This window comes from Lentzea kentuckyensis (assembly GCF_002150765.1).
Taxonomy (GTDB): domain Bacteria; phylum Actinomycetota; class Actinomycetes; order Mycobacteriales; family Pseudonocardiaceae; genus Lentzea; species Lentzea kentuckyensis.
In genome coordinates, this window is sequence record NZ_MUYM01000072.1 from 121975 (window position 1) to 143178 (window position 21204).

Annotated in this window: 14 protein-coding genes; 7 read left to right on the forward strand and 7 right to left on the reverse strand. The window is 68.6% G+C overall.

The window, feature by feature from the left end:
• Positions 1 to 46: 46 nt before the first annotated feature.
• The 4 genes from B0F77_RS31335 to B0F77_RS31350 form a co-directional block, all read right to left on the reverse strand.
• Positions 47 to 1468, reverse strand: coding sequence for a cellulose binding domain-containing protein (locus tag B0F77_RS31335; protein ID WP_281252563.1), 1422 nt, complete (start codon positions 1466 to 1468; stop codon positions 47 to 49).
• Positions 1469 to 1667: 199 nt separating this feature from the next.
• Complete coding sequence (locus tag B0F77_RS31340) at positions 1668 to 3266, reverse strand: PHP domain-containing protein (RefSeq protein WP_086666607.1); 1599 nt, start codon at positions 3264 to 3266, stop codon at positions 1668 to 1670.
• 2 nt (positions 3267 to 3268) lie between these two features.
• Entirely contained in the window at positions 3269 to 4594 is a 1326-nt protein-coding gene (locus B0F77_RS31345) for a jacalin-like lectin (protein WP_086666608.1), read from the reverse strand.
• Positions 4595 to 4715: 121 nt separating this feature from the next.
• Entirely contained in the window at positions 4716 to 6158 is a 1443-nt protein-coding gene (locus tag B0F77_RS31350) for an RICIN domain-containing protein (protein ID WP_086666639.1), read from the reverse strand.
• Positions 6159 to 6409: 251 nt separating this feature from the next.
• On the opposite strand from B0F77_RS31350, the gene B0F77_RS31355 reads away from it, so the two are divergent.
• The 3 genes from B0F77_RS31355 to lacZ all read left to right on the forward strand — a co-directional run bounded on the left by B0F77_RS31355 (position 6410) and on the right by lacZ (position 13668).
• A complete protein-coding gene (locus B0F77_RS31355; RefSeq protein ID WP_245848884.1) occupies positions 6410 to 7150 on the forward strand; it encodes a FadR/GntR family transcriptional regulator in 741 nt (246 codons plus the stop codon).
• Between the two features lie 336 nt (positions 7151 to 7486).
• Positions 7487 to 9904, forward strand: a complete 2418-nt coding sequence (locus tag B0F77_RS31360; protein ID WP_086666609.1) for a non-reducing end alpha-L-arabinofuranosidase family hydrolase — start codon at positions 7487 to 7489, stop codon at positions 9902 to 9904.
• Positions 9905 to 9921: 17 nt separating this feature from the next.
• Positions 9922 to 13668, forward strand: a complete 3747-nt coding sequence (lacZ, locus tag B0F77_RS31365) for a beta-galactosidase, LacZ type (RefSeq protein ID WP_086666610.1) — start codon at positions 9922 to 9924, stop codon at positions 13666 to 13668.
• Positions 13669 to 13716: 48 nt separating this feature from the next.
• Here the strand turns inward: lacZ and B0F77_RS31370 are convergent, their stop codons facing one another.
• Both B0F77_RS31370 and B0F77_RS31375 read right to left on the reverse strand, forming a co-directional pair.
• Positions 13717 to 15033 carry an SLC13 family permease gene (locus B0F77_RS31370; RefSeq protein ID WP_211294141.1) on the reverse strand — a complete coding sequence of 439 codons (1317 nt, stop codon included), beginning with the start codon at positions 15031 to 15033 and terminating at the stop codon, positions 13717 to 13719.
• A gap of 20 nt (positions 15034 to 15053) precedes the next feature.
• Positions 15054 to 16160 carry a PrpF domain-containing protein gene (locus B0F77_RS31375; RefSeq protein WP_086666611.1) on the reverse strand — a complete coding sequence of 369 codons (1107 nt, stop codon included), beginning with the start codon at positions 16158 to 16160 and terminating at the stop codon, positions 15054 to 15056.
• A gap of 230 nt (positions 16161 to 16390) precedes the next feature.
• Between B0F77_RS31375 and B0F77_RS31380 the strand changes: the two genes are divergently transcribed.
• Both B0F77_RS31380 and B0F77_RS31385 read left to right on the forward strand, forming a co-directional pair.
• A complete protein-coding gene (locus tag B0F77_RS31380; RefSeq protein ID WP_086666612.1) occupies positions 16391 to 17302 on the forward strand; it encodes a LysR family transcriptional regulator in 912 nt (303 codons plus the stop codon).
• Between the two features lie 339 nt (positions 17303 to 17641).
• Positions 17642 to 18052 (forward strand): YbaB/EbfC family nucleoid-associated protein, encoded by a 411-nt coding sequence (locus B0F77_RS31385; RefSeq protein ID WP_086666613.1) that lies wholly within the window; start codon positions 17642 to 17644, stop codon positions 18050 to 18052.
• A gap of 20 nt (positions 18053 to 18072) precedes the next feature.
• On the opposite strand, the gene B0F77_RS31390 is transcribed toward B0F77_RS31385, so the two are convergent.
• Complete coding sequence (locus B0F77_RS31390) at positions 18073 to 19347, reverse strand: IS110 family RNA-guided transposase (RefSeq protein WP_086666614.1); 1275 nt, start codon at positions 19345 to 19347, stop codon at positions 18073 to 18075.
• 191 nt (positions 19348 to 19538) lie between these two features.
• Between B0F77_RS31390 and B0F77_RS31395 the strand changes: the two genes are divergently transcribed.
• Together B0F77_RS31395 and B0F77_RS31400 are read left to right on the forward strand one after the other, a co-directional pair.
• On the forward strand, positions 19539 to 19874 hold the full coding sequence (locus B0F77_RS31395; protein ID WP_086666615.1) for a type VII secretion target: 336 nt from the start codon (positions 19539 to 19541) through the stop codon (positions 19872 to 19874).
• The gene (locus B0F77_RS31400) at positions 19871 to 21181 is read left to right on the forward strand and encodes a WXG100 family type VII secretion target (protein WP_086666616.1); all 1311 of its coding nucleotides are present in this window, start codon (positions 19871 to 19873) and stop codon (positions 21179 to 21181) included. The genes B0F77_RS31395 and B0F77_RS31400 overlap by 4 nt, the downstream gene beginning before the upstream one ends.
• Positions 21182 to 21204 lie beyond the last annotated feature (23 nt).

Here is a 21204-nt window from a genome sequence, read left to right on the forward strand (position 1 = left end):
GGACGGCCGCGTCCAGCAGCCGCCCGCACCCGTTCGGGAAGAGCGTTTACCAGCCCAGGTTCAGGCCGGCGATGACGTTGCCGAGCATCCCGGAGATCAGCCGGTGGTCGTGCGCGGAGAAGTGCCAGTCGCACCCGAGACGGTCCAGCGCCGGGTCGGCGTAGTTCCAGTAGCGCACGCGGCTGTCGCCCTGGCCGTTGCGGTCCTGCACGACCTGCCGGACGGCGTCGGCGAACGCCCCCGAGGCTTCCGGCACGCTCGCGAGGATCGTCGTGCCGGAGCCGTAACGGGTCCTCAGCTTGCCCAGGAACTCCTGGTACGCGGACTTGTACGCCGCCACGAGGCTCTGCTGGTCCGGCCACTGCTCACCGGGGTTGAGCGCGGTGGAGAAGTCGTTGGTACCCAGGCCGACCACGATCAGCTGCGGCCGCCAGGTGCCGGGGTTCTGCCACACGTCGCCTTCGACGTTGAGCAACGCCCGGTCGTAGTAGGTGCGGTAGCTCGTGCCCGGCTGCCCACCGCCGTAGTTGCGGACCATGCCGCGCCCGGAGAACGCGTTGACCTGGTAGTCGGCGTTGAGAGCGCGGGCGGTGAGCGCGCCGAAGCTCAGGTCGGTGTTGGTGTTGCGGTCGACGCCGCCGTTCGCCGAGCAGTCGCGGGTCGTGGACAGGTTGCCGTAGCCCACCGTCAGCGAGTCGCCGATGAACTCGATCTGCCGGCTCCGCGCCGCGGGCCTGGCGAGGATCGCGCCGCCGGGCTCGGCGACGAACCCGCCGAACTCGGCCGACGACCAGGGGCTCTCGGTCCGTTTGACCAGCCGCACGGTGTGGTCCGCGTTGCTCAGGTTGTGCACCCAGTACGTGGTCCTGCCCGGTTTCGACACCGTCGCGGTGGTCGTGCCGTCGATCTGCACGTCGTACTCGTTGACCGCGTCGTCGAGCACGATCCCGACGCCGGTGCCGCGGAACCGGCCCTCGAGGTAGACGCCGGGCCAGGAGAACTGGCCGGACTTCGTGACCCGGCCCGCGGTGTGCGCCTGAGCCAGGACGTCCGGAGCTGGCACAGCACCCGTGCAGGCCGTGCCGTTGAGCGCGAAGTCGGACGGCACGGGGGTCGTCGGGCCGTTCGCGACGAAGCCGAAGCCGGCGCTCCCACCGGTGGCGAGCGAGCCGTTGTAGCTCACGTTGTCGACGGTGACCTGCGCGCCGGACTGGCGGACCGTTCCGTTCCAGATCTGGCCGACCGTCTGTCCGCCGCCGTACGACCAGCTCAACCGCCAGCTCGTGACCGCGTCGCCGAGGTTCGTGACGTTCAGGGAGGCGGTGAACCCGCCCTGCCACTCGCTGGTCACCTGGTAGTCGACCCGGCACCCCGCGGCGGCTTCCGCGCGCGGAGTGCCACCGATCGCGGCGAACGCCGTGAGCGCGGCGGCGAGGACGGCGACCGCCGCCGATGTTGACCTGTGCACCGTGTTTCCTCCTCGGATGGCAGTGCCGGGAGCGGGAGGCAGCAAAACTGTCCACTGTAGAGGAAGAAGTGGTTCTTCCGCGAAAACGTTCTCAACGGGACCGTAGCGGTGCATCAGTTGCCGCACAAGACAATCCGGGCGGGGAACGGTGTCGAACGCAATCGATGACGTTCGACGAGATCCGCCGTTCCCCTTCGGTTCAGCGTGGCACAGCGGCGAAGACCGGGTTCGAGTAGAACCAGAGGTCCTCCCACGGATCGGACTTGCCGACCACGTCGATCGCGGGACCCGCCGGATCGACGGCGGCACCGTGGTAGCCGGGTGCTCCGCGCTTGCCGTCGGTACCCCGGACCCGCACGTAGAACGGCCCGTCGACGGTGATCCGGTGGACCAGTTCGACCGTGCCGGTCCGCTGCCGGACGTCCCACGACCGCTCGACCTTCGTGTGCGGCGTGTGCATCGCCGACCGGTCGGCTGCGGGGCCGGTGACCGCGCCGACGATCAGGTCGACCCTGGCCGGCTTCGGCACCAGACCGGCGAAGTTCGGGCGGTCGGCCAGGTCGATCCTGACCACCACCTCGACCACGTCACCGCGGCGTGCCCGCAGGGTGCCGCCCATCGCGACACCGCCCGCGCCGGAGCCGCGCCGGCGCAGCCGCACGTCCAGTCCGGCCACGAGATCGCCGAGGCAGACCCACATCCGGCCGGCCCGCATCGCCCGCATCACCTCGCGGTACCCGCGCCGGGTGACGCCGACCCACGTCTTGTTGTAGGCGCCGGGAGGGAACGAGCTGTACTCGGTGATCGGGCGGCCCGCGTTGACCGGGTCGGGGAAGCGGCCGGTGTTGGTGAACGTGTGCCCTTCGCTGTCGTACGGCACGTCGTCGTAGCCCTGCTGGTCCAGCCGGTCGACCGGGTTGCGCACCCAGTCCCCGCAGCCCTGGTGGCCGTCCGAGGTGGTGGTGATCCACCACGGCTTGCCCTCGGCGAGCAGACTGTCCCAGAGACCACCGACCGTGGCGGTGGCCCAGTCGAACCCTCCCCAGGTGCGGTAGCTCTCGGCCGGATAGCCGGGGAAGGAGAACTTGCCGGGGGCGGAGTCGTACAACCCGCGGCCGCGCGCCATTCCCGGTGCGGGCAGGCCGGCCGCCTGGTGACCGGGCGCGCCTTCCATGCCGATCACGATGCCCGGCGCGGTGTCCCGCCAGTTCCGCGTCTCCTGCGGCGAGTTGATGCCGAGCCGCGACGGGTGGTTGGGCAGCACCAGGGCGTCGTCGATCCGGCCCGTGGCCACGGCGTCCTTCAGGAACTTCAACGCCTGCAAGGCGATCGCCTCGTTGGCGGGGGTTCCGTCGCGCGTGCCGTTCACCCGCGCGTCGAACCTCGTGACGAACTCTTGCAGCAGGCTCGCCTCGTTGCGGCCGGGAGCGAGCATCAGCGTGGTGTGCTCGCCCGCCGGGATGTTCCACTCCAGGCCGGTGAACACGAGCAGGCCGGAACCACGGCGCGCGGCGGAGATGTCGGACACCAGCGCGGGAACGCTGTACGTCGCGAACGGAACGTTGCCGTGGTCGGTGATCGTCAGCCAGCTCAGGCCGTGCCGGGCCGCGCGCTCGGCCTGAGTGGCCACCGGGTACATGGCGTCGTTGCTGTATTGGCTGTGGATGTGGTGATCGCCCGCGAGCCACAGGTAGCCCCCGCGTCGTTCCTCCTCCGCGCTCGCCGGTGCGCTGCCGAGCACGGCTCCGGCCGCGAGACCGGAGCCGATCAGGAACCCGCGACGGTCGGTCCGGCCCATGATCACGGAATCCTCGTGTACACGACGCCGAGCGAGTCGACTTCGTCGCCGCTACGGCCGTGGAAGCCGGCGATCTGGAAGCCCGCCGGTGCCGTGTAGGTCACGGAATCGGACGTCTCGCTGCCACCGGACAGGGTGCGGCCCGTGTTCGTCGTGAACCGGGCGGAGAAGATCCTGGTGTGCCCGTCGCGCTGTCCGGAGTGGAGGGTCACGGACGTGAGGTACTCCCCTGGGGCGAGCGTGAGTTGCCGGGCCGTGCCGCCACCGCCGCCGTGGGTGTACGACGTGCCGTCAGCGAGCGTGAGGCCGACCTGGTCGACGCGTGAGCCCGCGCGGAGGCTCACTCCGGTCACTCGCTGCGCCAGAGGAACCGTGGCGACGTCGGTGAACGGCGAGCCGTGCGGTCCGCCGAACGCGTCGCTGAGCGACAGGGCGGGGTTGAGCGTCCACCGGAAGTCCGCCGCGATCGGGTAGTGGTCGGACAGCATCTTGTCGTCGGCGGTGCGGAACGCCGCGTTCTCGTTGGCGTACCGGGACAGGTTCAGCGTGACGTACCTGTTGCCGCGGAACAGGATCTTGTCGACGACCTCGCACGCGTCGCTGACGTTCTGCTCGTTGCAGACCAGCGCCGGGCTGCCGGCCGCGGGTGGCACGCCGCCCCTCTCTTCCTGAACCCACGCGTCGGTGAGGCCGTTGGCGGAGACCAGCTCACGGATGTTGTCGCCGGTGCGGGTGTAGCGGGTGTTGGTGTCGCCCGCGACCACCACCGCGTTGCCGGCCGAGTTGGCGGTGATGAACCGGGACAGCTCGCTGATGTTGGCGCGCCGGGCGGCGAGGTCGGCCTCGTTGTCACCCGCGTTGGTGTGCACGTTGTAGAAGTCGATCAGCACACCCTCCGCGACCCGGATCCGCGACCAGGTGAATCCCTTGGGCGTCAGGCAGTCCGTGCCGTTGCACTTGTCCCACTTGTCGCGGGCAAGATCCGTGTACGCGTAGTTGGACAGTGTGTTGAGCCCGTCACCGAACGGGACGCCACCGCTGGTGGGCGTGCGGAACGGGTGCGTGTTGTTGGCGTACAGCGACGCGTGATAGTTGAAGTCCTCCTGCACGTGCACGATGTCGTACGGCCTGATCCGCTGGCCGATGATCGGCGTGTTCGCCTTCGGATGGCCGCTGGACAGCCCTTCCGGCAGCCCGGCGACGTTGTAACTCATGATCGAGAACGTGCCGCTCGACGGCGGCACGGCCGCGGCGGGAGCCGTGGTCCCGGCCAGCACACCAGCGGCCATTACACCGGCAGCAGCAACGACTTTGGTCGATCTGACCATTCTCACCGCGCGACTCCAGACTCAAGTTCGAGCATGACGCCGCGACGCTAGAACAACACGAAGAACTTTCATATATCGTGGACATGACAACACCGTGTACACAACGCAACGACGAGGTTCCTCAACCGGCCGCGACGATCCGCCACTGCTGGTTCGTGCTGTTGCTGTCCGCCCACTGGCCGAGCGTGGCGGAGGCCGACGTGCGGCCCATGCCGTCCAGGTGCAGCCCGGTGGCGCGGTTCCTGATGCGCACGTCGTTGCCCCTGCTCTTGCCGGTCACCACCATCCACTGCTGGCTCGTGGCGGTGCTGCCCGCGCGCTGGCTCACCTCGGCGCCGTTGGACGAGCGGCCGGCGCCGTCGAGGTAGAGGCCGGTGACCGCGTTCTTGAACCGGACGTGGGAGCCCGCGTTCTCGACGATCCACCGCTGACTGGCGCTGGCGCCGCCGGTGCCCTGGCCCGCGGCGGAGTCGGTGGTGCGCCCGAGGCCGTCGACGTACCAGCCGGTGCCGATGTTGCGGATCTCGACGGTGGTGCTGCCGACCTCACCAACGCCCCAGGCATAGCGCAACTGCTGCAGCCCCGACGCGTTCGTCAGCGACAGCGCGATGTTCTGACCGGTGCCGGTCTTGCTCGTCAGGCTGTACCAGTCGCCGTCGCGCAGGCCGGGCCAGTACACGCTGCCCATCCCGAGCTCACGCAGTTTCGCGCTGACACCACGGATGTAGTCGGCCATGTACGACCCGCTGGGAATGCTGTAGTCGATGGCGTCGAAGTACACGCCGTTCTTGGTGCCCGGTCCCATCGCACCGCCCCACTCGGTGGCGATCGTGCGACTCGCGTAGCCGCCGATGTAGCTCGCGATGTGGTTCCCCCACTCGGTTTCGCTCTCGTAGCCCGCGAAGAACGAGTAGTCGTGCACCGCGAGCAACGTGCCGTTCAGCCTGCTGTCGTTGCCGACGGCGGCGACGTTCTGGGCGAGACCGGCGCCGTCGAGGATCACCCTGCCGCGCGGCACAGTCGAGTACCTGCCGAGCCAGCCGTTGTACATGTTGTTGAGGTCGGTGGTGCTGTAGCCGTGCGGCTCGTTGATGACCTCGAAGTAGGCGTTCGGGTTGCCGCCGTACTTCGCGACGACCTTGTCCCACATCTGGTTGAACGCGGCCGTGTTCGGCGGCCTGCCGCCGGTGTGCGCCCAGTACGCGAAGATCACGTTGCCCTTGGTGAGCGCGGTGTCGAGCGCGCCGGTGTAGGTGCCCCAGTAGTTCGCCACGGTCGGCTCGTTGATCGGGATCCGCACCGTGTTGGCGCCGGTGATCGAGTACAGCTGGCCGATCACCCGGTCCGCGACGACGGCCGCCGACGAGTAGGTGTCCGCGGCGCCGAGTCCGGACGGGTACAGCACGCCGTTGACGAAGTTGTCCCTCTGGTCGGCCCAGTTCACCCCGCGGAACTGGCTCGTGGAGGCCTGCGCCGGACTTGAAATGCTGGTCAGCAGGCCCGCGGCCAGCAGCAGCGAGGCCAGCAGCCGTAACGTGGTAAGCGCTTTCCATCGACGACTCATCGTCAGCTCCACTACAGTGTGTCACTCATCGCGACCGGTCGAGTGCGGGCTGTGCCCGGCGGGTTCATCAGAGCAGTCAGCTGAAGAGGGCGTCAAGAAGATGAGCATGCTTATCCGTCGCCAGAGCCGGCCACTTGATCAGTCCTCTGACCACGTTCGACACGTCGTTCGATGGCTTGCGCTGCTCGTTCGACGCGCATGTATTCTGGTTCGACGAGCGACAAAGTCGTACTCATGAAGGAGCCGTCTCGGTGGATGCCGAAGCCGTGCACGTGTCACCCGCCCCCTACCGGCCGGGCTACGAGCGGGTGGCCGAGCGGATCCTGCAGCTCATCGCGGAGCTCGAACTGCGTCCCGGCGACCGCATGCCGACCGAGAACGAGCTGGCCGGGCGGATGGGGACCAGCCGCACCGTGGTGCGGGAGGCCGTGAAGATCCTCTCGGCACTCGGCCGGGTGCGCGCGCACAAGGGGCGCGGGCTCTACGTGGCCGACGACGAGGGCATGCTCGGTTCGCCCAGGTGGGGCGGCTTCTTCCTGCCCACCGACCTCGACCACGTCTACATGCTCTTCGAGTTCCGCCGGGTCCAGGAGACCGCGGCCGCGCGGCACGCCGCGACCCGCGCCACCCCGGCTGAGCTGCGCGCCATCGAGGTCGCCGCCGAGCTGTGCCGGGAAGGCCACACCACCGGCCAGGCAGCCCTGTTCGACCGCGGCGACGACGAGTTCCACCTGGCCGTCGCGGCCGCCTCGCACAACCAGTTCCTCGTCGCGGCGGTGCGCGAAGCCCGCCGCCTGCAGCGCCAGTCCAACATCATCGGACTGCAGGGCGCGGTCGGCAGCCACACCGCGGAGGCGGTGGCGGAACACGCCGCGATCTACCAGGCGATCCGCGACGGCGACGAGGAGTCAGCCGCCGCGGCCGCCGCCGCACACGTGGACCGGACCCTCGACGACTACCGCAGGGAGATCCAGCGCCGCGTCTTCGGCTGACCTGGACCCGTCTTCCGGATGTGTGCTACAACCTTTCCGGTGTTTGGTGTGATGTATCGCACTGAACCGATGCTGAAGCATCGAGGGAGGGACGCATGTCCACCACCGAACGCATGCTCCTGACACCGTGAGCGCGCCTCTGCCGGCCGCTCCCGGTGCCCGCCCGCTGTGGCCGGCCAGCGCGCCGCGCCCTCGCGGGCGAAGACTCTGACTATCCACTGAGGACAGACCGGGTGCCGGACCGCCGCCGGCACACCGGGCGTACACGCACGGCCGGCGTGCCTCAACGCCGGTGAACTCGGATGACCCCACCTCACTGACGGAACGAGGGTTGCGATGTTCAGGAGTCCTTCCCCGCGGCGGAGAGCCTGGTCGGCGGTAGCCGTCCTGGCCGCCGCCGGACTCACGGCGACGACCGCGACAGCGGTGACAGCACTGGCACTTCCTCCGAGCGCCGCCGCCGCGGCGAGCACGCTCGGGGCCGCCGCGGCGCAGAGCGGTCGCTACTACGGCGCCGCGATCTCCCAGAGCCACCTCGGCGACTCGGCGTACGTGAACACGTGGGGCACGGAGTTCAACAGCGTCACGCCGGAAAACGAGATGAAATGGGACACCGTCGAGCCCAACCGGAACCAGTTCAACTTCGGCCCGGCCGACCAGATCGTCAGCCAGGCGCGCAGCCGGGGCATGTCGATCCGCGGCCACACCTTCGTCTGGTACCAGCAGATTCCCGGCTGGGTCAACGGTCTGAACGGCAACGACCTGCGCGCGGCGATCTCGAACCACATCAACCAGGTGGCCGGTCACTGGAAGGGCCAGATCTACGCCTGGGACGTGGTCAACGAGGCGTTCGAGGAGAACGGCACCCGGCGTCAGTGGTTCGTGCAGCAGCGGCTCGGCGACGGTTACATGGAGGACGCCTTCCGCACCGCCCGCGCCGCCGATCCCAACGCCAAACTCTGCTACAACGACTACAACACCGACGGCATCAACGCGAAGAGCACCGGCATCTACAACATGGTGCGCGACTTCAAGTCCCGCGGCGTGCCGATCGACTGCGTCGGCTTCCAGAGCCACCTCGGCCAGGGCGCGAACCTCAGCAGCTACCAGGCGAACCTGCAACGCTTCGCCGACCTCGGCGTCGACGTGCAGATCACGGAGCTCGACGTCGGCGGCTCCGGTGCCGCCCAGGCCGCGACGTACCGCGCGGTGACCCAGGCGTGCATGGCGGTGAGCCGCTGCACCGGGATCACCCCGTGGGGCATCACGGACAAGTACTCGTGGCGAGCGGGCGACACCCCGTTGCTGTTCGACGGCAACTACAACAAGAAGCAGGCGTACACCGCGGTGCTCGACGCGCTGAACGGCGGCGGGGGTGGTGGCGGCAATGGCACGCTGCGCTCCGTCTCGGCCGGCAAGTGCCTCGACGTGCCGAACTCGTCGACCTCCCCCGGAACCCAGCTGCAGATCTGGGACTGCCACAGCGGCACGAACCAGCAGTGGACCCGCGCGTCGTCCGGTGAGATCTCGGTCTACACCGGCGACTCGAAGCGGTGCCTCGACACCTCCGGCACGGGCAGCGGCGCGAACTCGGTCATCGCGAACTGCAACGGCGGCAACAACCAGAAGTGGAACGTCGGCACCAACGGCACGATCACGAACGTCCAATCAGGACTGTGCCTCGACGTCAACGGCAGGGGAACCGCGAACGGCACCAAGGTGATCATCTGGTCCTGCAACGGTGGCACCAACCAGCAGTGGACCGGCCTCAACGACCCGGGCCCAGGTCCCGGCCCCGGTCCCCTGCCGTCACGGTACTCGTGGAGCTCCAGCCAGCAGCTGATCGCGCCCAAGTCCGACTCGACGCACAACATCGCGGGCATCAAGGACCCGTCGGTGGTGTACCACGACGGCAAGTGGCACGTCTTCGCCAGCGTGGCGAACGCGGCCGGGTACAACATGGTCTACCTGAGTTTCACCGACTGGGCGCAGGCGAGCGCGGCCTCGCACTTCTACCTCGACCGGTCCGGGATCGGCACCGGTTACCGGGCCGCACCCGAGGTGTTCTACTTCGCGCCCCAGAACCTGTGGTACCTGGTCTACCAGGACGGCAACGCCGCCTACTCCACCAACCCCGACATCAACAACCCGGCGGGCTGGACCGCGCCGAAGCACTTCTACCCGGACATGCCGAAGATCATCAGGGACAACATCGGCGGCGGGTACTGGGTCGACATGTGGGTCATCTGCGACGCGGCGAACTGTCACCTGTTCTCGTCCGACGACAACGGTCATCTCTACCGGTCGCAGACCCCGATCGGGAACTTCCCGAACGGCATGAGCGACCCGGTCATCGCCGCCCAGGACTCGGACAAGTACAAGCTCTTCGAGGCGTCCAACGTGTACAAAGTGGACGGTTCGGAACAGTACGTGCTGATCATCGAGGCGATCGGGGCGCAGGGCCGGTACTTCCGGTCGTGGACGTCGAGCAGCATCGCCGGCCCGTGGACGGCGCTGGCAGACACCGAGGGCACCCCGCTGGCCGGCGCGGCCAACGTCACGTTCCCCAGCGGAGCGTGGACCAGGGACATCAGTCACGGCGAGATGATCCGGTCCGGCCGCGACCAGACGCTGGGCATCAGCCCGTGCAACATGCGCTACCTGTACCAGGGCCGCGATCCCAACTCCGGTGGCGACTACAACAGCCTGCCGTGGCGGCTGGGCCTGCTGACCCAGACCAACTCCCCCTGCTGAACGGCTAGGAGACGACGTTGTCCAACGCACCAGACGAGCGTTCACCGGCCCACCGACGCAGAATCCGCCGGCGCACCCTGCTCGGCGGCGGTCTCGCGGCACTCGCCGCACCCGCGCTGACCCGTCCGGCCGCCGCCGAAACCCCTGCCGCGGCGGCAAACGGGGACGCCACGGCGGCGGCCTGGCCCGACCCGCCCAACGGATACCCCGAGTGGAACAACAACATCGGGATCTTCCAGGTCAACTCCCAGCCGGCGCACGCCACCCTCATGCCGTACGCCGATCTCCAGCAGGCGCTGGCGGCGGACCGCTCGAACTCGCCCTTCCGGCTGGACCTGACCGGGACCTGGAAGTTCAAGCACGTCACCAAACCCGCGGACCGCGACCTGAACTTCTGGCGGACCGACCTCAACGACACCGGCTGGGCGAACCTCCCGGTACCCGCCAACTGGCAGCTGCACGGCTACGACAACCCGATCTACGTCAACGTCACCTACCCGTGGTGGGGCGGCAACGGTCAGAACGAGAACGCGCAGCCGCCGTTCGCGCCGCAACGGGTCAACGCGGTCGGCCAGTACCGCAGGACGTTCACGCTGCCACCCGCCTGGCAGGGGCGCCGGGTCCACATCCACTTCGAGGGCGTCAAGGCCGGGTTCTACCTGTGGGTGAACGGCACGAAGGTCGGCTATCGCGAGGGTTCCTACACGCCATCGGAGTTCGACATCACCGACCAGGTGCGGGCAGGGTCGAACCTGCTCGCGGTCGAGGTCTTCCGGTACCCGGACGGGGACTGGCTGGAGGACCAGGACATGATCCGGTTGTCCGGGATCTTCCGGCCGGTCTTCCTCTACTCGCTGCCGCCCGTGCACCTGCGCGACTTCACGATCACCACGCCGTTGCGGGACAACTACACCAACGCCGACCTCGGCGTCGCGGTCGCCATCCGCAACAGCGGCGGCCAGCAGCCCGGCACGTTCACGGTCGAAACCCAGCTGTACGACCAGAACCAGCAGCCGGTGTGGCCGGAACCGTTGCGCACGGCGGTGAACTCGCCCTCACCCGGCCAGGAGGCGACCGGGCGCGGCTCGAAGGCGGTGCAGGGGCCGAGACTGTGGTCCGCGGAGCACCCGAACCTCTACACCGCGGTGCTGTCGCTGAAGGATCCGGCGGGCACGGTGGTCCAGACCGTGTCGGCCCGGGTCGGCTTCCGCGAGTTCGCCATCAAGAACGGGCTCATGCGGATCAACGGCCAGCCGGTGTCGTTGCGTGGCACCAACAGGCACGAGATGCACCCGGACCACGGCGCGGCGCTGACCCGTGAGGACATGGTCCGCGACATCACGGTGATGAAGCAGATCAACATCAACTCGGTCCGCACGTCGCACTACCCGAACAACACGCTGTGGTACGACCTGGCCGACGAGTACGGGCTGTACGTCCTGGACGAGACCAACCTGGAGACGCACGGCATCCGCGACAACTACCCGGACTCGAAGGCGGACTGGACGTCCAACGTGCTCGACCGGGCCGCGCAGATGGTGCACCGGGACAAGAACCATCCCTCGGTGATCATGTGGTCGCTCGGCAACGAGGCCGGCGGCGGCAGCAACTTCGTCACGATGCGCGACTGGATCCGCGCGGCGGACCCGACCCGGATCATCCAGTACGAGGGCGACAACCGTCCCCAGGTCAGCGACATCCGGTCGGCGATGTACGAAAGCCCTGCGGGGGTGGCGAACCGGGCGCGCAACACCTCCGACACCCGGCCATACGTGATGATCGAGTACACCCACAGCATGGGCAACTCGACCGGCAACCTCAAGGAGTACTGGGACGTCATCCGGGCCAACCCGATCCTGCAGGGCGGCTGGATCTGGGACTTCGTCGACCAGGCCCTGACCTGGAAGTCCTCGACCGGTGCGACCTTCCTCGCCTACGGCGGTGACTGGGGCGACAACCCGAACGACGGCGCCTTCTCCGGCGACGGCATCGTCACCCCCGACCGGCGGATCAGCGGCAAGGCCGTCGAGGTCAAGCAGGTCTACCAGGCGATCAACGTGGCCGCCGGCAGCACCTTCGACACCGTCCGGATCACCAACGAGTACCTGTTCACCAACGTCAACGAGTTCGTCGCCGACTGGGCCCTGGTCGCCGACGGCACTGTTGTCCAAAGTGGACAACTCACCGCCGCGCAGGCCGACATCGCGCCGCTGTCCACCAAGACGGTGCAGCTGCCGGTCCAGCGTCCGGCCAACCCGGCACCGGGCGAGGAACACTTCCTGCAGCTGTCGTTCAAGCTGCGGGCGGCGACTCCGTGGGCAGGCGCCGGTTTCGAGGTGGCCAAGCAACAGCTGCCGATCAACCTCAGCAGCCCGCCGATCGTGCCGACGCCGGTCACGTCCGTGCCGGTGCTGACCGTCACCGAGACCGGGGACCGCATCACCGTCACCGGGCAGGACTTCACCGTCGCCATCGCGAAGTCCAACGGCGTGATCACCTCCTACGAGGCGATGGGCATGCGGTTGCTCAGTTCCGGCCCCACGCCGAACTTCTGGCGGGCGCCGACCGACAACGACGTCGGCAACGGCCACCCGAACCGCAACGGCACGTGGCGCAACGCCGGCGCGAACCGCACGGTGAGCCGCGTGACGCTCGACCGGCCGTCGGACCGCGCGGCGCGGATCACCGTCAGCGGGACCCTGCCGACCAGCACCGTGTCGACGTTCACGATGACGTACACCATCTACGGCAACGGTGAGATCAAGGTCGACAACACCCTGCACCCCGGATCGTCGAACCTGCCCTACATCCCCGAGGTCGGCACGATGCTGTTCGTGCCGGGTGAGTTCTCCCGGCTGCGCTACTACGGCCGGGGCCCGCACGAGAACCAGTGGGACCGCAAGACCGGTTCCGACGTCGGCGTGTACTCCTCGACCGTGGCCGAGCAGTGGACCGGCTACCTCAGGCCGCAGGAGAACGGCAACAAGACCGACGTCCGCTGGGTCGCCCTGGTCAACGGCAGCGGCCGTGGCCTGCTCGCGTACGGCGACCAGCCGCTGGAGGTGAACGCGTCCTACTTCACCCCCGAGGACCTCTCGAAGGGCACCCGGCACGACTACCAGCTGACCCGGCGGCAGGACGTGGTGCTGCGGCTGAATTTGCGGCAGACGGGTGTCGGTGGCAACGACAGCTGGGGCGCACAGCCGCTCGACACCTACAAGCTGTTCCCCAACCGGGACTACACCTACTCGTACCGGTTGAAGCCGCTGCCCGACCTCGGTCAGGCACTGGCCCTGTCCCGCTCGCCGGTCGGCAGCGCGGGCGGCGGCAGCGGCCCGGTGCAGCCGGGCGTGGACTACCGGATCGTCGCCCAGCACAGCAGCAAACTGGTCGACATCAACGCCGGTTCCACCGCGGCCGGTGCCGCCGCGATCCAGTGGTCCGCCACAGGTGGGCTGAACCAGGTGTTCGACTTCATCGACTCCGGTGGCGGCTACTACCGGATCCGCGCGCGGCACAGCGGTCTCGTGCTCCAGGTCGCGAGTTCGAGCAGCGGAGCCGACGTCACCCAGCAGGCCGACACCAACTCGCCCAGCCAGCAGTGGCAGGTGGTCGACCAGGGTCTGGGCGTGGTGAGCCTGGTCAACCGGCAGAGCGGCCTCACCATGGACGTGTGGGAACAGTCGACCGCCGACGGTGCCCGCATCTCCCAGTGGGCCGCGGGTTCCGGGCTCAACCAGCGGTTCGCGCTCCAGCGGCTCTGAGCGATGAGGGGGAGCTGTCCGGATTCGGGACCGCTCCCCCTCCTGGAGTCAGAGCACGCCCGGCAGGACCAGGACGGCCCAGGCCGCGATCGGCCCGAGACCGACGATCACGCAGGTGTAGGAGATGACCTGGCGGTAGAAGCGGTTCCGGTCGACACCACGGGCGTTCGCGAGAACCAGCGCGCCGTTGGTGGAGAACGGTGAGACGTCGACGATCGTCGTGGAGATGGCCATGGCGGCGACGACGCCCACGACCGGCAGGGAGTCGGTGAGCAGCAACGGGATCGCCATCGGGATGGTCGCGGTGAGGATCGCGGTCGACGAGGCGAACGCCGAGGTGACCCCGACGATCACGCACAGTACGAGCGCCACCAGCAGCGGTGCTCCCAGGCCGACCGCGCCGTGGGCGACCCAGTCGATGGTGCCGGAGTGCTCGAGCACTCCCACGTAGGTGACCATGCCGGCGACCAGGAGGATCGTCGGCCAGCTGATGCCTTCGACGGCCTTGCCCAGGTTCTCGCGGTCGAGCACGGCGAGCACGGCGCCGGCGGCCAGCGCGAGGAACCCGATCTGCAGGTGGAACGCGAGGGCACCGACCACGAGCACGACCAGCGCGGCGAGGGTGGCGCGCTGGCGCCAGGTCACCGCGGTGGTCTGGGGCCTGGTCGCGGTGGCGACACCGCCGCCGGTCGGTGCGGACGCGGTTCCTCCGGCCGGCGCCTCACCGTCGGCGGCCACGTCGTCCGGGTGCTCGACGAAGCTCTCCTCGCCGCGCCGGCGAAGCATCACGTAGGTGCCCGCGGCGAGCAGCAGGTTGAATCCCATGCTGGCGAAGAACAACGCGGCGTGGGAGATCGTCAGGCCGGACTTGGCGACGATGCCGTACACGAGCGCGCCGGACACCGCCATCGGCGAGAAGGCCCCGGCGTGGGCGCCGCAGATCACCATCATGCCGATCATCAGCGGGCTGACGCGGTAGGCGAAGGCGAAGCTCATCCCGATCGGCACCAGCAGCGCGACGGCCGCCGGGGTGAACGTGCCCAGCGCGGTGAGCGTGGCCGCCACGGCGAACAGCACCCACGGGACGAGGATCGCGCGGCCGCGGACGAGCCGGATCCCGCCCTGTACCAACAGATCGATCGTGCCGTTCAGTTTGGCGACGGAGAACAGGTAGGTGACCCCGACGACGGTGATGAACAACGACACCGGGAAACCCTCGAAGATCTCCTTCTCGTCGAGGCCGAACACGAACGTGCCGACCACGAACGAGGCGACGAGCGCGAGGATTCCGATGTTGACGGGCAGCATCGTGGCGATCACGAACATGCCGCCCAGCACCAGGATCGCGATTATCTGTGATGACATCATTGTCCTCTTGGGTCGGATCAGGCGGCGGACACGGCTGTCACGGTCGCAGGTGTGGGCTTCAGTGGCTCGTCGTCGGGCAGGACGAGGGTGGCGTCGCCGATGCGGCGCGTGGTGCGGGTGACCCCGATCGCGAGCAGTCCGTCACGGGTGCCCGCGCGGGTCGTCACGACTCCGGCCGGGGTGTCCAGGCGCAGCACCTCCCGCACTCCTGCGGTGAACTGGGAGAGCACGGTACCGGGCGTGTGGGCGGCGGCGGTGAGCGCGACGCTCCCGGTGATGGCCAGCGCGGGATGGGTCCGTCCCATGGACAACATCCGCACGGTCACGTCCGAACGCTCCGGCCGGCCCGCACTGACCAGCGCGAGCTTGGGGGTGGCCCGGGCAGCGCCGGCGGGGTCGGCGGCGAGCCCCATGCGGACCGCGGCGACGCGCCGGATGCGGTCGAGCCGGCCCAGCAGGTCCTCGCGAGCGTCGAGCGCCTCCGGGGAGGCCTCGCCATCCGCACCGACCTCGTCGGCGGGGACGAGCACCACGGGCGCGCCGGCGTCGAGCATCGTGACGCGCACCCCGTCCACCAGGTCGACGGCGTTGCCGGTGGGCAGCAACGCCCCGGTCGTCCGGCCGGCCGGGTCGACGAACCACAACCGCACGCCCAGGCCGGGCTGGGTCACGCCGGGAATGACGTCGGTGCCCTGTTCGGTCACCTGCCCCGAGGGCGTCGGCACGTCGACGACGATCAGCTGGCCGGTGTTGGTGTTGTTGATGCGCACGGTGGTGACGTCACCGGTGGGCGCCACCCAGCCGCGCCGCAGTGCGTAGGGCCCGACGACGGCCGAGCAGTTGCCGCAGTTGCTCGTCCAGTCCACCCGCCCGTCGGCGATGCCGATCTGGGCGAAGGTGTACTCGACGTCGATGCCCGGCCGTTCGCTCTTCGCCAGCACGACGGCCTTGCTGGTGGTGGAGGTCGCGCCGCCGACACCGTCGACCTGGCGCGGGTCGGGACTTCCGTACAGCCGCAGCAGCACCTCGTCGACACCGCGGCCGGGCACCGTGAGCACGTCGCGCTCGAACACCCAGCACTTGCTGGTGCCGCCGCGCATCCACGTCGCCGGTATCTCTCGCACAGTCACTCCTTCTGGGGGAATGACGGCTACCGTGACTCGCGTCGAGCTTGAACACCATCACGAGATTCTGCATACCCGTGAAGTAACACTTCACGCTCAATCGTCGAGTTCACGGTTGCCAGCGACCGTCTGACCGGCAAAACTGCAGTTGGCGAGGTTGAAGCTAAACTGCAGGGAAGTCATCAGACGGTGAAGCAACCGCACCGGACTTTTTCGCACGAGGAGTGCCCATGTTGGACGTCCGACGCCTGGCACTGCTCGCCGCCGTGGTGGACACGGGTTCGATGACCGCCGCCGCGGAGCAGCTCGGCTACACCGCGTCCGCGGTCTCGCAGCAGCTGCGCCGGCTCGAAGTGGAGGCCGGTCAACCGTTGCTGCACCGGCAGGCCAGGGGTGTCCGCCCGACCGAGGCGGGAGCCGTGCTGGCCGGGCACGCCCGCCACATCCTGCGCCGGCTCAGCGCCGCCGAGGCCGACCTCGCCGAACTCGCGGGACTGCGCCGCGGCACCATCGCCGTCGGCGTGTTCCCGACCGTCGCCAGCGCCCTGCTCCCCCAGGTCGTCAGCCGGTTCCGCCGCCAGTACCCCGACCTCCGGCTGGACGTGCGCAGCACCCGGTTCGACGAGCTCGTCGAGCTGCTCGAGAACGGCACGGTCGGTATCGCCCTGCTGTGGGACTACACCTGGAACCGCGTCGAGGTGCCCGACATCTCGTTGACTCCCCTGCTCGACGACCCGACCGTGCTCGTCGTCGCCGCCGACCACCGCCTGGCCCGCAAGCGGTTCACCACCATGTCCGAGCTCGCCGGTGAGGACTGGATCGTCCGCGCCCACGACCACCCGGTCGCCGAGGTGCTCGAACGCAGCTGCCGCGCGGCCGGGTTCACCCCGAAGATCGCGTTCGAGGCCAACGACTACCAGGAGGCGCAGGCCATGGTCAGCGTCGGGCTCGGAGTCGCGCTCGCCCCCAGAACCGCGGTGCGCAACCCGAACCCGGACGTCCGCGTCCTCGCGCTCGGCACCGACGTGCCGGCCCGCCGCATCCTGCTGGCCCACCGTCAGGACCGGCTCCGCGCCCCCGCCGAACTGGCCATGCACCAGCTCCTGGTCGACGTCGCCCGCGAGTACCAGACGAAGCCCTGACGTCAGGGGCGGCCGTCGAGATAGGTGATCCCGGCGAGGACCCGACGATGATCGTCGGGGACGCGGGGATCCGCAGCGTCGCCAGGATGTGGCCGACGTGCTTCTCCACGGTGTGCTCGCTGATGAACAGGCGGTCGCCGACGCGGCCGCGATCGTGATCGCGCTCGTCATGCATTAGTCCACAGTGGACTGAACGACGCTCCGCCTGCTCCGCAAGACGGCACGCGAGCCGGTGAACGGAGTATTTCGCGCAACCACAGGACATTCGACTGAACTGGTTCCGCTTCCGGCGCGTGTCCCGGCTGTGGCAGGTTGTTCCCGCCCTGACAGGGAGGCGCTGTGCCTGGAAGCGCGAAGTGGAATGAGCTCAACGACAGGATCGCCCGGTTGTCCGTGACCGAGTCATCCCGGGACGGGACCGTACAGGTCACCGTGTCGACCTCCGGGGTCCTGACCGGCCTGGTGCTCAAGGAGCAGCGGCAGCCGGCCGGCGTGATGGCGGCACAGGTCATGGAGTGCCTCGCGCGAGCGCAGGCGAGGATTCCGCATCTGTTGGGGCAAGCCATGTTCGAGACGATCGGACCGAACGATCCCGCCGCGGCACTCGTGGTGGCCGACGCCAGAAAGCGGTTTCCCGAGCCGCCGCCGTCCCGGATCGAGTGGCAGCCGCGGACGCCGCGGAAACCGAGACCGCCGGACCGCGTCGACGACGACTGGGACGGGCGGACCGTGATGGAGGACGAAAGCTGATGAGACATCCTCTGTCAACCTCAGGCGGCTGCTCGAGGGCCGAGGGCCTGCTGGCGATTGCGGACGTGAATGGTCTCGTCGTAGCGGGTGCCTTTCATGAGGCAGTGCCACAGGATTTCCAGCCACCGGTTCCCCAGGGCGCGCAGGACCGCGTGGTGTCCTTTACCCATCGCGATCTTGGTGTCGTAGAACTCTCGTGCCCACCGGGATTTGGTCAGGCTGCAGAAGGCCCATTGATAGACGGCGTTGCCGAGATAGCGGTTGTGGGCCAGGCGGCGGGCGACAGTCAGCTCGCTGCGTCCCGAGCGGCGGGTGACGGGCGCGGTGCCCGCGTAGCACTGCAGTCCGCTGGGCGAGTCGAACTGGTCGATGTGGTCACCGATCTCTCCGGCGATCCGGGCGGCGAGGATGTCCCCGAGACCGGGGAAGCTCAGGTAGATGTCACCGCCCGGTATCGCTTTTCCCGGATCGGGATCCTTCGGTTGTTTCGCCCGTCCGTAGCGGGCGGAGCCGAGCAGAAGCTCGCCCATTCTTCGTTCCCAGGCTTTCCGCGCTTGGCGCAGAGCGAGCAACTGGGTGGCTGTCAGGGCGATGGTGGTTTCCTTCGCCCGCACCAGATAGTCCTGTGTGGACAGCTGTTCGGCGGCCAGGGCGTCGGTCACCCGTGCGGCGAAGCGGGCGGGCCAGCCGTGCTTGGCGGCGCGGGCGAACGCCTCGAGCTCCTCGGCGCCGGCCGCCGCGAGTTGCCGGTGGCCAGGCCAGCGGGCCAGCAACTTCAGCATGACCGGGGAGCCGAGATCGTCACCGGCGATCGCCAGCGCTGCGGGAAAGGTCGTGAGCAGGTCGGCGCGCAGCCGGTTGAGCAGACGGCGCTCGTCGCGGGAAGCGCGTTCGTCGTCACGAGTGATCGACCGCAGCTCTCCGGCCAGCTCGCCGTGCGGGATCAGTTTGCGCAGTTCCAGGAACTGGTCCAGCGCCATCAGACAGCAGATTCTCGCGTCCTCGGCGTCGTCTTTCTTCTTCGCCGGTCCGCGGCGGCGGGCGACCAGGTCCGGGTTGACCGGCAGCACGGTGAATCCCGCGTCCACGAGCGATTCGACCAGCAGGCCGTGCCGGGTTTCCAGCACGACTCGGATCTCGGCCGGGTCAGGTTCCAGTTCCAGGCAGCGGGTGACCAACCGGTGGACACCGGCGGCGGTGTGATCGATGCGGAACTGTTCGATCACGCCCTTTCCGGGGTGACCCACTGCCACGTCGTGAAACGACTCGGCCCAATCGATTCCCACGCCGAGCATGCGGCCCGTCTCCTCTCGCGTTCAGGGATGAAACGACTGGAGCGGGAGGCGCTGCGTCGTGCTGATAAACCAGTCCTCATAGGGACGACATCCTCCAAGACGACAAGCCTCCGGCTACAACCTCCGAGGACGCCGTCTCATTTTAGTCCTCGCAGGACAAGCGACTGGAGCGTTCCTCGGAGGTCCCAGCCATGAAGGAAGGTAGTCCTATCAGCGATTCGTACGAGGTCGTGACGGAAGAGCTGACCGCGCACTCGATCAGCGTGATCAAGCTGTCCGACGATCTTCGCTCGACCATGGACCTGGCCGGTGGGCAGAGCATCACCAGCGACGCGTACGGCCAGACGTGCCAGCCGTTCGCCGCGCTGCTCGACGCATTGGCGAGCGCGGGGCGGGAAACGTTGCGGATGGCCGTGGAGTGCCTGGAGGTCGAGGCGGCGAAGGTGCGCGCGTCGGCCGCGGAGTTCGACCGTCAGGAAGCCGACACGATTGCCGCGCTCGGCACCGCGGGAGGTGGGCAGCGATGATCACCGCTGGTCTCGAAGAGGTTCAGCACGGGAACGCGACGGACGTGTGCGACGCCATCGCCGGCTGCGGCTGGGTCGCCGGCGGTCTCGCCACCGGCGGGGGCATGGCCGGCCTCGGTGACAGCCCGCGCCCGATCGACCAGCTCGGCTCGGTAGGGCTCGGCGCGCTCACCGGACAGGTGCAGGAACTGCAGGACGTGGTGGACCGGCTGGCGGGCAACGCCGCGGTGATCGGGTCGTTCGCCGACACCTGGCGCCGGGTGGGCGAGTCGATCGGTGAGGTCGGGGAACGTTTCGGTGGCATCGCCGAGTCCGGGACCGCCGCGTGGCAGGGGGATTCCGGTACCGGCTACCGGAACCGGGCCGCCGAGGTCACCGGCGCGCTGCGGGAGACGGCAACGCTCTCGTCGATGGTCGGCACGCTCGCCGACACCATGGGCCAGGTGGTGGCCGGTGCCCGGCGCACCGCCGGGGACCAGCTCGCGGACCTGGTCCAGCGGTTGATCTCGTACGTCCGCACGGCGTCGGCGGCCGAGGGCGGCGTCACGCCGAACGTGCTGGCCCAGGCGTCCAGCATGATCGACGCCTTCCGCGAGCCGATCGTCGGCGTCGAGGAGAAGCTGCGCCAGTCGATGAGCAACGTCGAGTCGTTGCTGGACTCCGGGGCCACCTCAGCCGCTTCGGCCGGCTCGCCGGGGGTTCGGCTGGCGATGAACTGCGGGCCGCTCTGGCAGAAACCCATGCCCGGCGAGGTGTACACGCCCAACCCGTTCGATGACGTCTGCGGGGGCGGAGGCGGTGGCCCTTCCGGGGCCCTCCCGGCCAAACCTCCGGCAACGAGACCCGAGGTCTTCAAGCCTCCACAAAGGACTCTCCAGCAACGCCACGAGAAGGATTTCCTCCAACGTGAGCGCGAACTGCTCAAGGCCGAACTGGAACAGCGCCGCAGGTTCGAAAAGCTGTTCAAAGAACAGTACAAGCGCGGCACCAGCTACCGAGCGCAGTGCGAAGCCATCTACGGACCACCGCCGAACGACGGCAAGAAGTACCAGGCACATCACCCCTTCCCGGCTCAGTGGTACGTGCAGTTCGACAAGTTCGAGATCGAGACGGCTGATCCCAAGTGGTGCGCCTGGGTGGACGAGGCGACGCACAAGCAGATGCACGACGAGGGGTACAACCAGAACTGGAAGGACTGGTTCGCCGGCAATCCCAACGCCACCAGGGAGGACGCGCTGAACCACGCGCGCGAGCTCGCCAACGGGCGCTACACACTTCCATGGTCGGATCTGCCGTGGGCCAAGTAGCGCCTGGCTGATCCGCGTTTGAT

What these genes read in the sequence shown, in the direction of transcription:
- B0F77_RS31360 (WP_086666609.1), top strand. Translation starts at nt 7,487, where the DNA reads ATGTTCAGGAGTCCTTCCCCGCGGCGGAGAGCCTGGTCGGCGGTAGCC.
- B0F77_RS31340 (WP_086666607.1), bottom strand. Translation starts at nt 3,266, where the DNA reads ATGGGCCGGACCGACCGTCGCGGGTTCCTGATCGGCTCCGGTCTCGCG.
- B0F77_RS31370 (WP_211294141.1), bottom strand. Translation starts at nt 15,033, where the DNA reads ATGTCATCACAGATAATCGCGATCCTGGTGCTGGGCGGCATGTTCGTG.
- B0F77_RS31390 (WP_086666614.1), bottom strand. Translation starts at nt 19,347, where the DNA reads ATGCTCGGCGTGGGAATCGATTGGGCCGAGTCGTTTCACGACGTGGCA.
- B0F77_RS31380 (WP_086666612.1), top strand. Translation starts at nt 16,391, where the DNA reads ATGTTGGACGTCCGACGCCTGGCACTGCTCGCCGCCGTGGTGGACACG.
- B0F77_RS31395 (WP_086666615.1), top strand. Translation starts at nt 19,539, where the DNA reads ATGAAGGAAGGTAGTCCTATCAGCGATTCGTACGAGGTCGTGACGGAA.
- B0F77_RS31345 (WP_086666608.1), bottom strand. Translation starts at nt 4,594, where the DNA reads ATGGTCAGATCGACCAAAGTCGTTGCTGCTGCCGGTGTAATGGCCGCT.
- B0F77_RS31350 (WP_086666639.1), bottom strand. Translation starts at nt 6,158, where the DNA reads ATGAGTCGTCGATGGAAAGCGCTTACCACGTTACGGCTGCTGGCCTCG.
- B0F77_RS31400 (WP_086666616.1), top strand. Translation starts at nt 19,871, where the DNA reads ATGATCACCGCTGGTCTCGAAGAGGTTCAGCACGGGAACGCGACGGAC.